A 14,980-nucleotide genomic window follows, 5' to 3' on the forward strand; every position below is an offset into this window, starting at 1 on the left:
CCATACGATGAGCAGGAATAAAAAAAGAAACTTACAGCAATATGCTCTGTATTATTATAGATGGAGATGAACGGAAATTTTTCAAGTGGAACATTTCATCACCCGAAAACAACAAAAGAGAGCCGAAGCTCTCTTTTGTGGAGAAGATATGAAGGCACCACTTAGTGACGTGCAGCCTTACCCTCTTCTACTGGTTTTACAATCGGTGCTTTCACCAGCGGTTTTGGCATTGAGGTTAATGCCAGCGGTAAAATCTCATCAATGGATTTCACTGCTTTAATTTCCAGACCGTCTTTGACGTTATCCGGAATTTCCGCCAGGTCACGGACGTTTTCCTGTGGAATAAATACCAGTTTAATACCACCACGGTGTGCGGCTAACAGTTTCTCTTTCAAGCCACCAATGCGCATAGCACGACCACGCAAGCTGGTTTCACCGGTCATGGCAATATCCGGACGGATTGGAATACCGGTAAAGGCTGATACCAGCGCGGTAGTTAGCGCCAGACCTGCCGATGGACCATCTTTTGGTGTAGCACCTTCAGGTAAATGCACGTGTACATCGGTTTCAGCAAAGACTGAAGACTCAATGCCCAAAGAGTCGGCACGGGTACGCACCACAGTCATGGCTGCTTTAATCGACTCCTGCATGACATCACCGAGTGAACCGGTGGTAATGAAGGTACCTTTGCCTTTCATGGTCGCCACTTCAATGGTCAGTAATTCACCGCCCACAGAGGTCCAGGCCAAACCATTTACGCGACCCACTTCTGCTTCTTCTTCCGCCATGCCGAAGTCGAATTTGTGTGGACCCAAGTAGTCTGGCAAGTTGCCCGCGTTGACCTCAACCTGCAGGTTTTTGGCTTTTTTGCTGACCGCTTCTTTGACCACTTTACGTGCAATTTTAGAGACTTCACGTTCCAGGCTACGCACACCGGCTTCACGGGTATAACGACGTACGATGTCACGAATTGCTTCTTCATGTACGGTCAGTTCTTTGCCACGTAAACCGTTATTCTTGATGGCTTTTGGCACCAGGTAACGATCGGCGATATTCACTTTTTCTTCTTCGGTATAACCCGGAAGACGAATCACTTCCATACGGTCCAGAAGCGCTTCGGGAATATTCATGCTGTTGGCAGTACAGATAAACATCACTTCAGACAGGTCCAGGTCCAGATCTAAATAGTGATCATTGAACTTGTTGTTTTGTGATGGATCGAGTACTTCCAGCATCGCCGAGGCAGGATCGCCACGGTAATCTTGTGCCATCTTGTCAATTTCGTCGAGCAGGAACAGCGGGTTCTTGACGCCAACCTTGGTTAAAGACTGCACAATTTTACCTGGCATCGCGCCAATATAGGTACGACGGTGACCACGGATTTCCGCTTCATCACGTACGCCGCCCAGCGCCATACGTACAAATTCACGGCCAGTGGCTTTAGCAATTGATTCACCCAAAGAGGTTTTACCAACACCCGGAGGACCTACCAGACACAGAATAGGACCACGCAGTTTTTTCACGCGTGATTGAACAGCCAGATATTCCACAATGCGTTCTTTGACTTCGTCCAGACCATAATGATCGGCATCCAGAATTTCCTGCGCTTTATTCAGGTTGATGCTGACTTTGCTGGCCTTGTTCCACGGCGTATCCAGAATCACTTCAAGATAGTTACGGACCACCGCCGCTTCACTCGACGCCGGTTGCATGGCTTTTAACTTGCGCAGTTCAGATTCGGCTTTTTTACGCACGTGTTCTGGTAAATCAGCTTCGGCCAAACGTTTTTCAATTTCCGCAACGTCATCTTCCGCACCGCCATTCATATCGGAAAGTTCGCGCTGAATGACTTTCATTTTTTCATTCAGGAAGTATTCGCGCTGGTTTTTTTCCATCTGGCGTTTGACAGAATCATGCAGGGTTTGCTCAATCTGCTGTTCTTCAGACTGTTGCAGCAAATAGGTCATGAGTTCCTGTAAATGTGCTTCAAACTCGTCGTGTTCCAGGAATTTCTGTTTCACTTCGATATTCAGTGGAACGCGGGTCGCCACAAAAAACAGCAATTGCAGCAGGTCATCAATTTTGTTGACCGCAGCAATCAGTTCACGCGCATTACGTAATTTTGCTTCGGCATATTGTGCAAACAGGGCACGCAATTCGAGCACACGTGTGGCCTGAACCTCACTGTCTACCGCAACCGTCATTGGGCTTAACTGATGTTCTGCTTTTAGATGGTCCTCTTCTTCGATAATTTCGACCAGCTTCGAGCGATGCAGACCTTCAATCAGGACTTTGATGCAGTTCTCATCATTTTCGTGATTCACAACTTGCACAATCTTCGCGACAGTACCGTATTGATATAAATTGTCGTGATCAATTTCTTCTGTAAGCGAATCTTTTTGCGCAACTACAAATACTAGATTGTCACTGTTACGAGCCACATCAACTGCATTGATCGATTTTTCACGACCTACAAATAGCGCAATTTGCATGTGCGGATAAACCACCACGTCACGTAGCGCTAAAAGCGGTAATACACTTGGAACCTGAGGCTCTAAGGTTTGTTCATTCATAATAATTTCAGACATGGGCACTCCTAATGAGTGACAACGGTGTTGCCATGTTTTTTATAGTGATGGGTAATTTAAAAATTACAAGGGCCGAAGTCTATAAATTGTTGGAAATTTAGCTAAGTTGATGATTTTAATTCATTGTTAATGATTATAAATCGCAAACTTGCGCTGAAAAGAATACTGGAAATGTGGACTGATCAGGGCATCTAACGGCTGATCCCAGGCCTCACGCGCCAAAGGGACATCCACAATCTGGAAATCATGACACAGGCCGACCCGCAGCGGTGTGGTCGGGGCGCTGGCCAGCGTTTTATCATAATAGCCGCCGCCCATTCCAATCCGGGTTCCGCGTCGGTCACAGGCCAGTAAAGGCATCAAGAGCAGATCAAGTTCGGAGACATGCCGGCCACGACTGGCCATCGGTTCCTGCATACCCAAACGATGGTGAGCAAAGCGTTTATGGCGATATTGACCCTGCTGAATACGCACCCAGACCAGCCGGTCATTCATATTGCAGATCATTGGTAAATACACCTGTTTACCTTGGGCAAAACAGAGTTCAATGATTTTAGTGGTATGAATTTCACCAAAGGCGTGCAAATACACGCCAATTTTCTGAGCCTGCCGATACGCCGGCCAAGCACGTAACCGCTGCAATACCTGCTGTTCAGCCTGACGCTGCTGAAAGCGGTTTAACTGGCGGCGTTGTTTGCGCAGCTGTTTACGGAGCTGGATCAGGTCGTGGGTCACAGAGCGGAGCATAAAAATGAGTGGTGCCCGCAGTTTAATCCTTTCTGCATGACTTGCAAAGGGAGCAGGACCGTTACAGATTTTCACTAATAAGATGTATTGCAAAAACCGGAGCTTATTGATGCTCGATCTGCAAGATCAAATGGGTTTCCGTCGGATTTTACAGCAAGCGGATAGATTTCTAGGGCCTGTTGTCTTTATGCTTATGCAGTGTTGATACGTGAGTATGACAAGAACAAATTAAAAATGAACACATGGTTAGGAAAACAATAACATGGACTATAAAAATACCCTGCGTAAATATCTGCTGCCGGCCGTTTGTGCTGTCACGGCACTCAGCGCTAGCGTTGCTCAGGCAGCCTCTACAGAAATGCCTGCACCGGCCAATTCCAAACAGGTTTTCTTTGTGGGCAATAACTGGGATGGAACGGTCACAGTGATTCGTCCTTCCGGTGATTTTGGCAAGATTGGGGTGGTGAATATGATTCCGGACCGCAAACAGCGGCTGCTGGAAATTCATTTAAATCCAATCAAGCTAATTGCCTACACTTACATTCAACAAACTGCAGGTGAGGGCAATGACCAGTTGGTGGATGATATGTATTCCACCCCAGATGGACAATCCATTGTAGCTTCACGTCCAAGTTTTGCCGATGTGGTATCCATCAACATTAAAACGGGCAAAATTAATTGGCGTACGCCAGTCGAAGGTTTCCGTGCAGACCACATGGCGGTATCACCAGATGGTCAGCGTGTGGCGGTGTCAGCTTCTTCTGGTAATGTGGTGCATGTCTTGGACATTCATACCGGTAAAGAGCTGGGCCGTTTTGCAACGGGCGATAAGCCACATGAAAACATCTATTTTGCCAATGGCAGCAAAATTCTGAACTCGGCAATTGGCAATGTGGAAACCTCACTCGATGCACAGTGGCAGGATTTCACCAAGGGCAAACGCTATATCACCATCGCCGATGCCAATACCTATAAGGTGCTGAAAAAAATTGATTTGCGTCCGGCTTTAGATGCTTTTGGACGTAAAGACCTGTCGAACTCGGTACGTCCGATGGTGTTCAGTAAAGATGAAAGCAAGCTCTATGCGCAGGTGTCTTTCTTTAATGGTCTGGTCGAATATGATTTAAATCAGGACAAGATTACTCGCATCGCCCAGTTGCCGGGTAGTAGCACTATTCCTAAAGACCGCAGCAAATGGGTTAATGACTCGCGCCATCATGGTTTATCCATTAGTGCCGATGGCGAAAAACTCTGTGTGGCAGGTACGATGGATGATTACGCGACCATTGTAGACCGTCAGAGTTTAAAAGCTGGCAAACTGATTCCTGCAGGTAAACCATATTGGGCAACCCGTAGTCCAGATGGCAGAAGCTGTGTGATTTCAGAAAGTGAAACCGATGTGGTCACGGTGATTGACTTCGCTACAGGAGAAAAAGTCCGCAGTGTGCCAGTAGGGAATCACCCACAGCGAGTACGTTTGGGTTATGCACCAAGCGATTGGTCGACGCCGTAATTTTTAAGCCGATCATAACAGGCAAAACATACTAAAGCGCTCAAGACGATATTTGAATTGAGCGCATTTTAGAATGGTTTACCTATGGAGCGTGCACATGAAAGGGACTCGATGGCTCGGTATTGGCTTTTTTGTTTTGGCTGTCGCGGTGTTGTTTACCGTGGTGTATATGTTTCAACCGCCGAATAAGACTGTTTCGGAAACAGTATGGGTGAAACCGAACGCAGCTTCCACAGAGATAGAAACAATGCAAAGTCTATTTTCAGATGAATCTGAAAATGTAATTGAAACAAACGCTATGCTAGAGCGTGCTGCGGTATCTGCAGTTGAAATGCAGCAATTAATCCAGCAACGTGATCAGTTGTATTTAGGCTTTGAGCAAATTAGTACAGGGTTAAGCCAAGGGCAAAAACCTGATTTAAACCGTGTACAAAGTATGTTGCTACAGCAGGAACAATTGGTACAAGCAGGCGTATTAAGAGCAGAAGATGCAATGAACTATAGCCAGTTCTTAAAGCAAATTTTACCTGAAATTGCAGGGCAAATTGATTTGCATATTTCGCGTTTAAAACGTCTAAACGTGGGGGGTGACAGGCTAAGCCCACAGATAAGCTTATGATCTGCTGTTATAAATACACGATAATGCCATTGTTGCAGTCAACAATGGCGTTATTTTTTTGTCTAAAATATTCTTTAACCAACATGTTTTCTAAACCGAATAGCGGCCACTTGAGCTGAATTTATCTACGATTCATTTTATCAAGCGTTCAATTCATCTTAGAAGACAGCACACTGATTCCATTGTATTGGACTAAAGTTGTATAAAGCTGTGCGAAATAAATTTGGTTTTTCCCTCCTTTTAAAAACTACAGAAAAAACAAAGTTTAAATTTTTCTTCACCGCATTTTTTATGCTGCAAACATAGATCATCTTAATTTAAATTGGTATGACCATTTAAATAAATAATCAGACCAATATTGACATTTATTTGTATAAAACTATTATTTGTTGCAAATATTGAGGGTATTTTGATTTTTATTTCAATATTGGTCAGACCAAAATTAGAATTTTACCTCTACGCTTAGACCTATGTTTACGTTTGAGTGAGCATTTCAAGGAGATGACAATGCTTCAACATTGGCAACAGATCTATGATCCAATGGCAAATATTTGGATTTCGAGTCTTATTGCATCAATCCCGATTATTTTTTTCTTTTTGGCACTAGCTGTATTTCGCTTAAAGGGAAGTGTTGCGGGAACAATTACGGTGATTTTGGCGTTATTAGTGTCTTTATTTGCCTATGGCATGCCTGCACCAATGGCTTTTGCTTCATTGATCTATGGATTTTTCTACGGTTTGTGGCCAATCGCATGGATTATTATTGGCGCATTATTCTTATATAAAATCTCTGTAAAAACAGGGCAATTTAACATTATTCGCTCATCTATTCTTTCGATTACAGAAGATCAGCGTCTCCAGATGCTATTAGTCGGCTTTGCGTTTGGGACATTTTTAGAAGGTGCAGCGGGCTTTGGGGCGCCAGTGGCAATTACTGCAGCTTTATTGGTGGGTTTAGGTTTTAAACCCTTATACGCTGCGGGTTTATGCTTGATTGTGAATACCGCACCAGTTGCGTTTGGTGCAATGGGTATTCCAATTATTGTGGCAGGTCAGGTTTCAGGCGTAGAAACCATGGAAATCAGCCAGATGGTTGGACGTCAGTTGCCATTTATGGTGCCTATTGTGCTGTTCTGGATTATGGCAATTATGGATGGCTGGCGCGGTGTGAAAGAAACTTGGCCTGCAGTGTTGGTGGGTGGTGGTGCTTTTGCGATTGCACAATACTTGACCTCTAACTTTGTTGGGCCAGAGTTGCCAGATATTACCGCTGCAATTGCATCGTTGGTGAGCTTAACCGTACTGTTTAAATTCTGGCAGCCTAAACATATTTTCCGTTTTAGCGATGCAGACACAAAAGTGGATGCCAACTTAGTTGCAGAACAACAGCAAAAATACAGCATCGGTCAGATTGTCAAAGCATGGTCACCCTTTGCAATTTTAACGGTGATGGTTACGATTTGGAGCATCAAACCGTTTAAAGATTTATTTGCTAAAGATGGTGCAATGCATGACTGGGTCATTTCCATCAAGGTGCCATTTTTACATCAACTGGTACAAAAAATGCCGCCTGTGGTGGCAGACGTCAAAGACTACGATGCCATCTTTAAGTTTGACTGGCTGAGTGCCACGGGTACTGCAATTATGATTGCGGCTTTCATCACCATCATTTATTTAAAAATGAAACCACGTGAAGCGGTGAAAACCTTTGCAGAAACCATCAATGAATTAAAAACACCGATTTATTCCATTGGTATGGTGCTGGCCTTTGCTTTTATCGCCAATTATTCAGGTATGTCTGCGACCTTGGCATTGGCTTTGGCTCATACAGGTAATGCATTTACTTTCTTCTCGCCATTTTTAGGCTGGATTGGAGTATTCCTGACTGGTTCAGACACATCAGCCAATGCGTTATTCGCAGCCTTACAAGCCACAACTGCACAGCAAATTGGTGTGCCAGAAGTGTTACTTGTTGCTGCCAATACCAGTGGTGGTGTTACAGGCAAAATGATTTCGCCACAATCGATTGCAATTGCCTGTGCGGCAGTCGGTTTAGTCGGTAAAGAATCGGATTTATTCCGCTTTACCGTGAAACACAGTATCACGTTCACCGTAATGATCGGTATTATTATCACTCTACAAGCTTATGTGTTCCCATGGATGATTCCATAACCACATGCACAAGAGGATAGCCGCATGAAAGTTTCCGACAAAGTTGTTCAAGACCTGCGCACACTGGTTGAAAAAAATCAGATGCAAGTCGGAGACCGATTGCCTGCCGAAAGAAAGTTGTGTGAACAACTCGGGGTTTCCCGTTCCTCTTTGCGTGAGGCTATTCAGCAATTGACCAGTCAGGGCATGCTGGTCAGCAAAGTTGGAGCGGGTACTTTTTTGCAACAGCTGCCAACCAATTGGTCGCAATATCAAATTGTGCAGCCTTTAAGTAACCTGATTGATGAAGATCCTGCTTATCGTTTTGATGTGCAGGAAGCACGAATGGTGCTTGAAGGTGGTACGGCATGGTATGCCGCACAGCGGGCAACCGCTGAGGATTTGAAAAAAATCCGTGCTTGTTATGAGCAAATCGCCCATTTTCAAATTTTGGGTGATGATGATCAGGCGGCAATTGCCGATGCCAAGTTTCATTTGGCAATTGCCGAGGCATCGCACAATTTGGTGCTTATTCAAATGATGCGCGGCTTATTTGATTTGTTGCAATACAACGTGGTTTTGGGTCGACGTAAAGTTTATACCGAAGCCCACCGTTTCGATCAGTTGCATGATCAGCATTTTCAAGTGATGGATGCAATTGAACGTCAGGATCCAGAAGCTGCCCGTGCGGCAGTGTGTGGACATATTGAATTTGTAGTTCAACAAGTACGCATGATAGACGAGGAAGATGCGCGTCGTCAGCGTGCGAGTCGATTAAACAGGATAGCGCCATGATTATTTCTTCTGCGAATGATTACCGCGAAGCAGCTAAACGCCGTTTACCGCCATTTTTATTTCACTATATAGATGGAGGTGCGTATGCGGAACAAACGCTAAAAAGAAATGTAGAAGACCTTTCACAAATTGCCTTGCGCCAACGTGTATTAAATGACATGTCGGCTTTAAGTTTAGAAACCACGTTATTTAATGAAACTTTGTCGATGCCTGTGGCTTTGGCGCCAGTCGGTTTAACAGGCATGTATGCGCGCCGTGGTGAAGTACAGGCTGCGGTAGCAGCAGACAAAAAGGGTATTCCGTTTACATTATCTACAGTGTCGGTGTGTCCAATTGAAGAAGTGGTACCTGCCATTTCACGCCCAATGTGGTTTCAGTTATATGTATTGCGTGACCGTGGTTTTATGCGCAATGCTTTGGAGCGTGCCAAAGCAGCAGGCTGTTCAACTTTGGTCTTTACAGTAGATATGCCTGTGCCTGGCGCACGTTATCGGGATGCACATTCGGGCATGAGTGGTCCAAATGCTGCTATGCGCCGCTATATGCAGGCAGTGATGCATCCAAACTGGGCATGGGATGTGGGTTTACTGGGTCGTCCGCATGACTTGGGCAATATCTCTAAATACTTAGGCAAACCAACAGGACTTGAAGATTATATTGGCTGGTTAGGCAATAATTTTGACCCATCTATTTCATGGAAAGACTTGGAGTGGATTCGTGAATTCTGGGATGGTCCAATGGTCATTAAAGGCATTTTAGACCCAGAAGATGCTAAGGATGCTGTTCGTTTTGGGGCTGACGGAATTGTGGTGTCCAACCACGGTGGTCGTCAGTTAGATGGTGTGCTCTCGACTGCACGTGCTTTACCACCAATTGCTGATGCGGTGAAAGGAGATCTAAAAATTCTAGTGGACTCAGGTATTCGTAATGGCCTAGATGTGGTGCGCATGTTGGCGATGGGTGCGGATACTTGTATGCTCGGACGTGCTTTTATTTACGCACTAGGTGCAGCAGGCGGGGCGGGTGTGAGTAATTTACTCGAATTGATTGATAAGGAAATGCGCGTCGCAATGACCTTAACGGGTGCTAAAAACATTCAAGCGATTAACTCAAATTGCTTGGTACAACTTGAGCGTGAACTGAAAGGCTAAATGGCTAGCAGGAGCGATCAATCCATCAACCGATGTGTTTGGCTGAATCGCTCAATTGTATTTTTCACCTTGTTTCAGGACTTGCACACCATGTCACAGACAATTTCTTCTGCAACACAATTTGATGCTGCAGCAACCCTCAAAAACCTAGTCGATATTGTGGGAAAAGCGCATGTATTGACCCATGAATCAGATACTCGTTTATATCGTCAAGGGCGACGTTTTGGCGAAGGACAGGTTTTTGCGGTGGTCACACCAGGTTCTTTGTTGCAGCAGTGGCAAGTGTTACAAGTGGCAGTGGCGTCAGATTGTATTATTATCATGCAAGCCGCCAATACAGGACTCACGGGTGGTTCTACCCCTTTTGGTGATGACTATGATCGTCCTGTAATTTTGATCAACACCCAACGTTTAAAAGGTATTCAGCTCATCAACGATGCCAAGCAAGTGATTTGCTTGCCTGGTGCAACGCTAGATGCTTTGGAACAACAATTGGCGCCACATCAGCGTGAGCCACACTCAGTCATTGGTTCATCTTGTATTGGTGCTTCGGTGTTGGGCGGGGTATGTAATAATTCAGGTGGTGCATTGGTCAGACGTGGCCCTGCCTATACTGAGTTGGCCTTATATGCACAAGTCGATGAACTGGGCGAGTTGCAACTCATCAATCATCTGGGGGTGAATTTAGGAAGCTCGCCAGAAGAAATTTTAACCAAACTTGAGCAACAACAATATCGCCCTGAAGATATTGAATATTCAGAACATTGCTGTGCTTCAGATCAGCGTTATGTGCATGATGTTGCCCAAGTCGATGCCGATACTCCTGCACGTTTCAATGCAGACCCGAGTCGTTTGTTTGAAGCTTCGGGTTCGGCAGGTAAAGTTTGTGTGTTTGCGGTGCGTTTGGATACGTTTGAGAAAATTCCGAGTCAGGTGTTTTATATCGGGAGCAATCAGCAGGATGATTTAACCACAATCCGCCGTTTTTTATTGCGTGGTTTGCCGCGTATACCGATTGCAGGCGAGTATATTCATCGAGATGCTTATGACATTGGTGCAGAATACGGCAAAGACAGTTTCTTGTTTATTGAGAAATTTGGTACCAGTAAAGTACCTGCCGCTTTTGCCATGAAAGACAAAGTTGATGGTTTTCTGACCCGTTGGGGCATGCGTGGCTTGTCAGATAGAATTTTGCAAATGTTCACGAAACTGCTGCCAAATCATTTACCTGAACGCATGAACCAATTTCGTGATTTGTATGAGCATCATTTAATTTTGCGGATTGAGCAGCAAGATGTTGCGGCAGTACAGCAGTTTTTACTGGATTATTTTATCACGCGCAGTTCCGGCAGTTTTTTTCTATGTAATGAAGATGAAGGACGTAAGGCTTTTTTGCATCGCTTTGCTGTGGCAGGTGCTGCAATCCGTTATCGTGATACACATCGAAATGAAGTGGAAGACATTGTCGCTTTAGATATTGCGTTAAGACGTAATGATCAGCAATGGGTTGAAACCTTGCCTGCAGAGTTGGAGCAGGCGATTATACATAAGTTGTATTATGGTCATTTTTTATGTCATGTCTTTCATCAGGACTATATTATTAAAAAAGGTCTAGATCCGTTGGCAATGGAACATCAAATGTGGTCATTGCTTGATGCACGTGGGGCAGAGTATCCTGCAGAACATAATGTTGGGCATTTATATGTGGCGAAGCCTGCCCTGAAGCAGCACTATAAAAAATTGGACCCGACCAATTGTTTTAATGTGGGCATTGGACATAGCTCAAAATTAAAAGCTTGGCGTTAAATATAGATGAAAACTGAGCAGTGAAACTGATTCTAAGGATAGATGGATATGTTTAAGTTAGACAGCAGACTGCTACAGATTTTTTATTATGTGTATAAATTAAAAAATGTGTCTGCTGCCGCAGATGCGTTGGGCATGAGTCAGCCTGCGGTTAGTAACTGTTTAAATAAGATTCGTCAGCATTTTAATGACCCATTATTTTTAAGGGTGGGCAATGAAATGTTGCCAACAGAGTTGGCGAAACAGATTTTTTCACCGATTAGTGAAATTCTTAATAAAATTGAAACGGTTAATAACTTTAAAGTCGATTTTGATCCGACCCATTCCGATCAATTATTTACCTTGGCAATGACCGATGTTTCGCATTTGGTTTTATTGCCAAAGCTGACAAAGTTTTTAAAAAATTACGCGCCTTCGGTACGGATTAACATTCGTCCTATTAGCCGTGAAACCAGTTATCAAATGGCAAATGGAGAAATTGATTTTGCGATTGGATTTTTACCCGAATTAGAACAGGGGTTTTATCAGCAGCAATTATTTTTACAATATTATGTGGTGATTAGTCGTAAAGATCATCCACGTATTTGTGAAAAAAGTTTAGATGTTGAAGCTTATATTCGTGAATCGCATGTCGATGTGGATACTAGTATAGGTCACTACCATATTGAAAATGAATTAAGCAATCGTGGTTTAAGACGTAATATTTTAATGAGTATTCCGAGTTATTTAGGCGTTGGTTTAATTGTGCAAGAAACCGATATGATTGCGACCGTGCCTTATTATTTAAGTGAGGTATTGTTGGCACGTGGGAATTTACAAGTAGTAAGTGCGCCGTTGAATTTTCCAACTTATCCTGTAAGACAGTATTGGCATACGTCTTGTCATCACCAAACCAGTCATCAGTGGTTAAGAAAAGTGATTTTTGATTTGTTTAGCCAGCATCCTTAATTAATGGTGTTAGATTTTTTATAAGTTGTTTTTAAATCATCAATCATCAATCATCAATCATCAATCTAATTGTGGGTGAAAATAGGCATGTTTTTGCATTTTCACCCAGCAGTTTGAATTTTAATTTTGGTCAAGCTTATAATTCATTGGGTATAGTAGAGTCAACTGAAAAAAAGAAAACTTATATTTCTAAACCCTACTGGTCTGTAAAAAACAATCTTTTGGTCATGATGTCTCAGCCTATTTATAATGGCAAAGATAATTATTTAGGGATGATCAGTGGTTCGATTTATTTACAACGGAAAAATTTATTAAATACAATGCTGAATACGCAATATGACTATAAAAAAAGTTATATGTATGTGATTGATCAACATAACCGTATTATTTTCCATCCAGATAAAAATCGCATCGGTGAAAAAATTATCAACAATACGGGTTTAGACTTTATTAATCAGCATAAAAATGGCTCAATCCGTTTAAAAAATAGTTTAGGTATAGATAATTTGGCAGGTTTTGCACATATTCCAAGTGTAAATTGGATTGTGGTTTCTCAACAACCGACAGAGGATTTACTTGCACAAGCCAATACCTTGATTTTAAAAGTATCGATTGGAATCTTCATTTTCTACTTTTTTATTTTTTTATTGATTTGGTATATCTCAAGCTTTATTTCTTCACCTTTGAACCGCTTAGCTCGTATGGCAAGTATGCTTAATCATGCGGACATTGAAAATAAAATTAAAGAAGTTGATCCATGGTATTTCGAGGTTTTAAAGTTTAGAACCTCATTATTAATGAGTTCGGAAACCTTTAGTCATCGGATTGCGGAGTTAAAACATCATGTCAATACGGACCCATTGACAGGTTTATACAACCGTCGTGGTATGCAATTATTTTTAAATGAACTGCTAGAGACTCGTACCAAATTTGCAGTATTAGCCATTGATATTGATTTTTTTAAGAAAATTAATGATCAGTACGGGCATGATCAGGGTGATGTGGTACTTAAAACGCTCGCGCAAATAATGCAAACTAATTTTAGGGAACATGATATTTGCTGTCGTAGTGGTGGCGAAGAATTTTTGGTACTGATGACCACGGCAGATCCGCTTGTAGCACATAAAGCCGCTGAACGACTCAGACTAACCATGCAAGACAACCAGATTAACCAGATGGGACAAATCACGATTTCTATTGGCATCGCGTTCTGGCCAAAAGATGCCGTCGATGTGGCTGCAGTACTAAAAATTGCAGATAATAAACTTTATGAAGCAAAACATAGTGGGCGGAATTGCATCCGTTCTACAGTCAAGTCGTCTGCTTAAAAATTTTGCTGAACTGCAATCTTGTGAAGATGTTAATCAAATCGATCTTACTGATTTAATTCGGGATGGCGTTCTTTTAAGATGGGTTGTATCTACAAGAGGGCTTAACGGTTAGTTGGAAGCTTTAAAAGATTAGAGCGAGAGAATCATTACTTATAAAAAAGAGGAAATATAGAAATTCTGAGGACTGAATAGAGGATAAATCAGCTAAACCCTCCGACGGTGCCGCTGCATGTGTCGTTACCCTGAACCCGATGAGTTCAAGGTGGACGCGACGTATACTTGCTGGGCTTCCCACTCAGGGTGGGCATGCACTCTAAATATACAGAACGCAATCCATAAGTTTAAGTATCGGCAGGGGAATAGACCTGCTGGCGAACACCTCAGAGTTAGACTCAGTATAAAGGATTCAGCTTTAGACGCAAACCTATCGGCCTACAGAACTGTAAATTTAAGTGTCATTTGCACAGGCTTTATGCAAGTCAAAGCCTTATTCGGTCAGTGTTTCGACTTCTTCCAGAATTGTGGCCAGCAAGCGTTCACAATGGGCATATTCCTGCAGGGACTTGTTCATTGACAGCACTTCCTGCATCAGCTCTAAGGCCACCATAATAATCAGCTTGCTTGGTTCCATGCGTGGTGCTTTACGACGGAATTCATCATATTTTTCATTCAGTAATTCTGCTGCACGTTCCAGATCCGCCCGTTTTTCAAGAGTCGTGGCCAGCTTGAAACTGTGTCCTAAAACACGTAAATCTACAGGAATTTGTTCACTCATGCTTAAGCTTCCTCGCTGACATCAGTTGGATGGGCCAATTGCTGAATTTCCTGGGCATTCTGGTCTTGTGCAGTTCCTAAAATGGCCAGACGCTGAATAATTGCCTCGACTTTGGCTTTGGCATGCTCATTCTTCTGCAATAAACGCTCACGTTCTTGCTGCAAAGATTGCACATTCTGCAAAGTCTGACGCTGTTCATTCTGCAGTTTTTCTTTAATGACGCGTAGCTCGTTACGTTCGGCCAGCAATTCCTGAAAGCGGTTTTTGAGATCGGTGCAGCTTTTTTCCAGACGGCTATAACGGTCCGCCAATGCGGTCGCATCCTGATTTAACTGCTGAAATTGGGCCTGACTGGTGCTGAGCTGTTCACTTAAAGACTCAATTTCTTCTTGCTTTTGGGTAATCACCCCATTTCTTTGCACAATTTGTGCATGATGCTGCTCTTCAGCCTGTTGCTTGGCTTCAGCTAAAGATTGAGTTTCACTCTCATAATGCGCAAGTCGTGTTTTTAAAACACCAATATGCGCCTGTAGACGCTGTAATTCTTCTAACATAT

12 protein-coding genes and 1 other RNA gene are annotated in these 14,980 nt (G+C 43.2%); 8 read left to right on the plus strand and 5 right to left on the minus strand.

What is annotated here, in order from left to right; all coding sequences use genetic code 11:
• Positions 1–161: 161 nt before the first annotated feature.
• Entirely contained in the window at positions 162–2,588 is a 2,427-nt protein-coding gene (lon, locus tag FTT64_RS05885) for an endopeptidase La (RefSeq protein ID WP_016659256.1), read from the minus strand.
• A gap of 126 nt (positions 2,589–2,714) precedes the next feature.
• Positions 2,715–3,323 carry a 5-formyltetrahydrofolate cyclo-ligase gene (locus FTT64_RS05890; protein ID WP_160241791.1) on the minus strand — a complete coding sequence of 203 codons (609 nt, stop codon included), beginning with the start codon at positions 3,321–3,323 and terminating at the stop codon, positions 2,715–2,717.
• 274 nt (positions 3,324–3,597) lie between these two features.
• Between FTT64_RS05890 and FTT64_RS05895 the strand changes: the two genes are divergently transcribed.
• The 8 genes from FTT64_RS05895 (at position 3,598) to FTT64_RS05930 (ending at position 13,646) form a co-directional block, all read left to right on the plus strand.
• Complete coding sequence (locus FTT64_RS05895; protein WP_180182191.1) at positions 3,598–4,848, plus strand: YncE family protein; 1,251 nt, start codon at positions 3,598–3,600, stop codon at positions 4,846–4,848.
• Between the two features lie 97 nt (positions 4,849–4,945).
• Positions 4,946–5,467 (plus strand): hypothetical protein, encoded by a 522-nt coding sequence (locus FTT64_RS05900; RefSeq protein WP_180182190.1) that lies wholly within the window; start codon positions 4,946–4,948, stop codon positions 5,465–5,467.
• A 501-nt stretch (positions 5,468–5,968) separates the two neighbouring features.
• Positions 5,969–7,639, plus strand: a complete 1,671-nt coding sequence (gene lldP / locus FTT64_RS05905; RefSeq protein ID WP_171499828.1) for an L-lactate permease — start codon at positions 5,969–5,971, stop codon at positions 7,637–7,639.
• Between the two features lie 24 nt (positions 7,640–7,663).
• Positions 7,664–8,413 carry a transcriptional regulator LldR gene (lldR, locus tag FTT64_RS05910; RefSeq protein WP_005179260.1) on the plus strand — a complete coding sequence of 250 codons (750 nt, stop codon included), beginning with the start codon at positions 7,664–7,666 and terminating at the stop codon, positions 8,411–8,413.
• Positions 8,410–9,564, plus strand: a complete 1,155-nt coding sequence (gene lldD, locus FTT64_RS05915) for an FMN-dependent L-lactate dehydrogenase LldD (protein ID WP_180182189.1) — start codon at positions 8,410–8,412, stop codon at positions 9,562–9,564. Before lldR ends, lldD begins: the two co-directional genes overlap by 4 nt.
• 90 nt (positions 9,565–9,654) lie before the next feature.
• Positions 9,655–11,370 (plus strand): D-lactate dehydrogenase, encoded by a 1,716-nt coding sequence (gene dld / locus FTT64_RS05920; RefSeq protein ID WP_180182188.1) that lies wholly within the window; start codon positions 9,655–9,657, stop codon positions 11,368–11,370.
• 48 nt (positions 11,371–11,418) lie between these two features.
• A complete protein-coding gene (locus tag FTT64_RS05925) occupies positions 11,419–12,318 on the plus strand; it encodes a LysR family transcriptional regulator (RefSeq protein WP_180182187.1) in 900 nt (299 codons plus the stop codon).
• Between the two features lie 71 nt (positions 12,319–12,389).
• On the plus strand, positions 12,390–13,646 hold the full coding sequence (locus tag FTT64_RS05930) for a diguanylate cyclase (protein WP_227554612.1): 1,257 nt from the start codon (positions 12,390–12,392) through the stop codon (positions 13,644–13,646).
• 209 nt (positions 13,647–13,855) lie between these two features.
• On the opposite strand, the gene ssrS is transcribed toward FTT64_RS05930, so the two are convergent.
• The 3 genes from ssrS to FTT64_RS05945 all read right to left on the minus strand — a co-directional run bounded on the left by ssrS (position 13,856) and on the right by FTT64_RS05945 (position 14,978).
• A non-coding RNA gene (gene ssrS / locus FTT64_RS05935) (6S RNA) lies at positions 13,856–14,039 on the minus strand.
• 97 nt (positions 14,040–14,136) lie between these two features.
• Positions 14,137–14,424, minus strand: a complete 288-nt coding sequence (locus FTT64_RS05940) for a cell division protein ZapA (protein WP_005179243.1) — start codon at positions 14,422–14,424, stop codon at positions 14,137–14,139.
• A 2-nt stretch (positions 14,425–14,426) separates the two neighbouring features.
• A complete protein-coding gene (locus tag FTT64_RS05945; protein ID WP_005179239.1) occupies positions 14,427–14,978 on the minus strand; it encodes a hypothetical protein in 552 nt (183 codons plus the stop codon).
• Positions 14,979–14,980 lie beyond the last annotated feature (2 nt).

The sequence above is a fragment of the Acinetobacter sp. Q186-3 genome (assembly GCF_013420655.1).
Taxonomy (GTDB): Bacteria; Pseudomonadota; Gammaproteobacteria; order Pseudomonadales; family Moraxellaceae; genus Acinetobacter; species Acinetobacter indicus.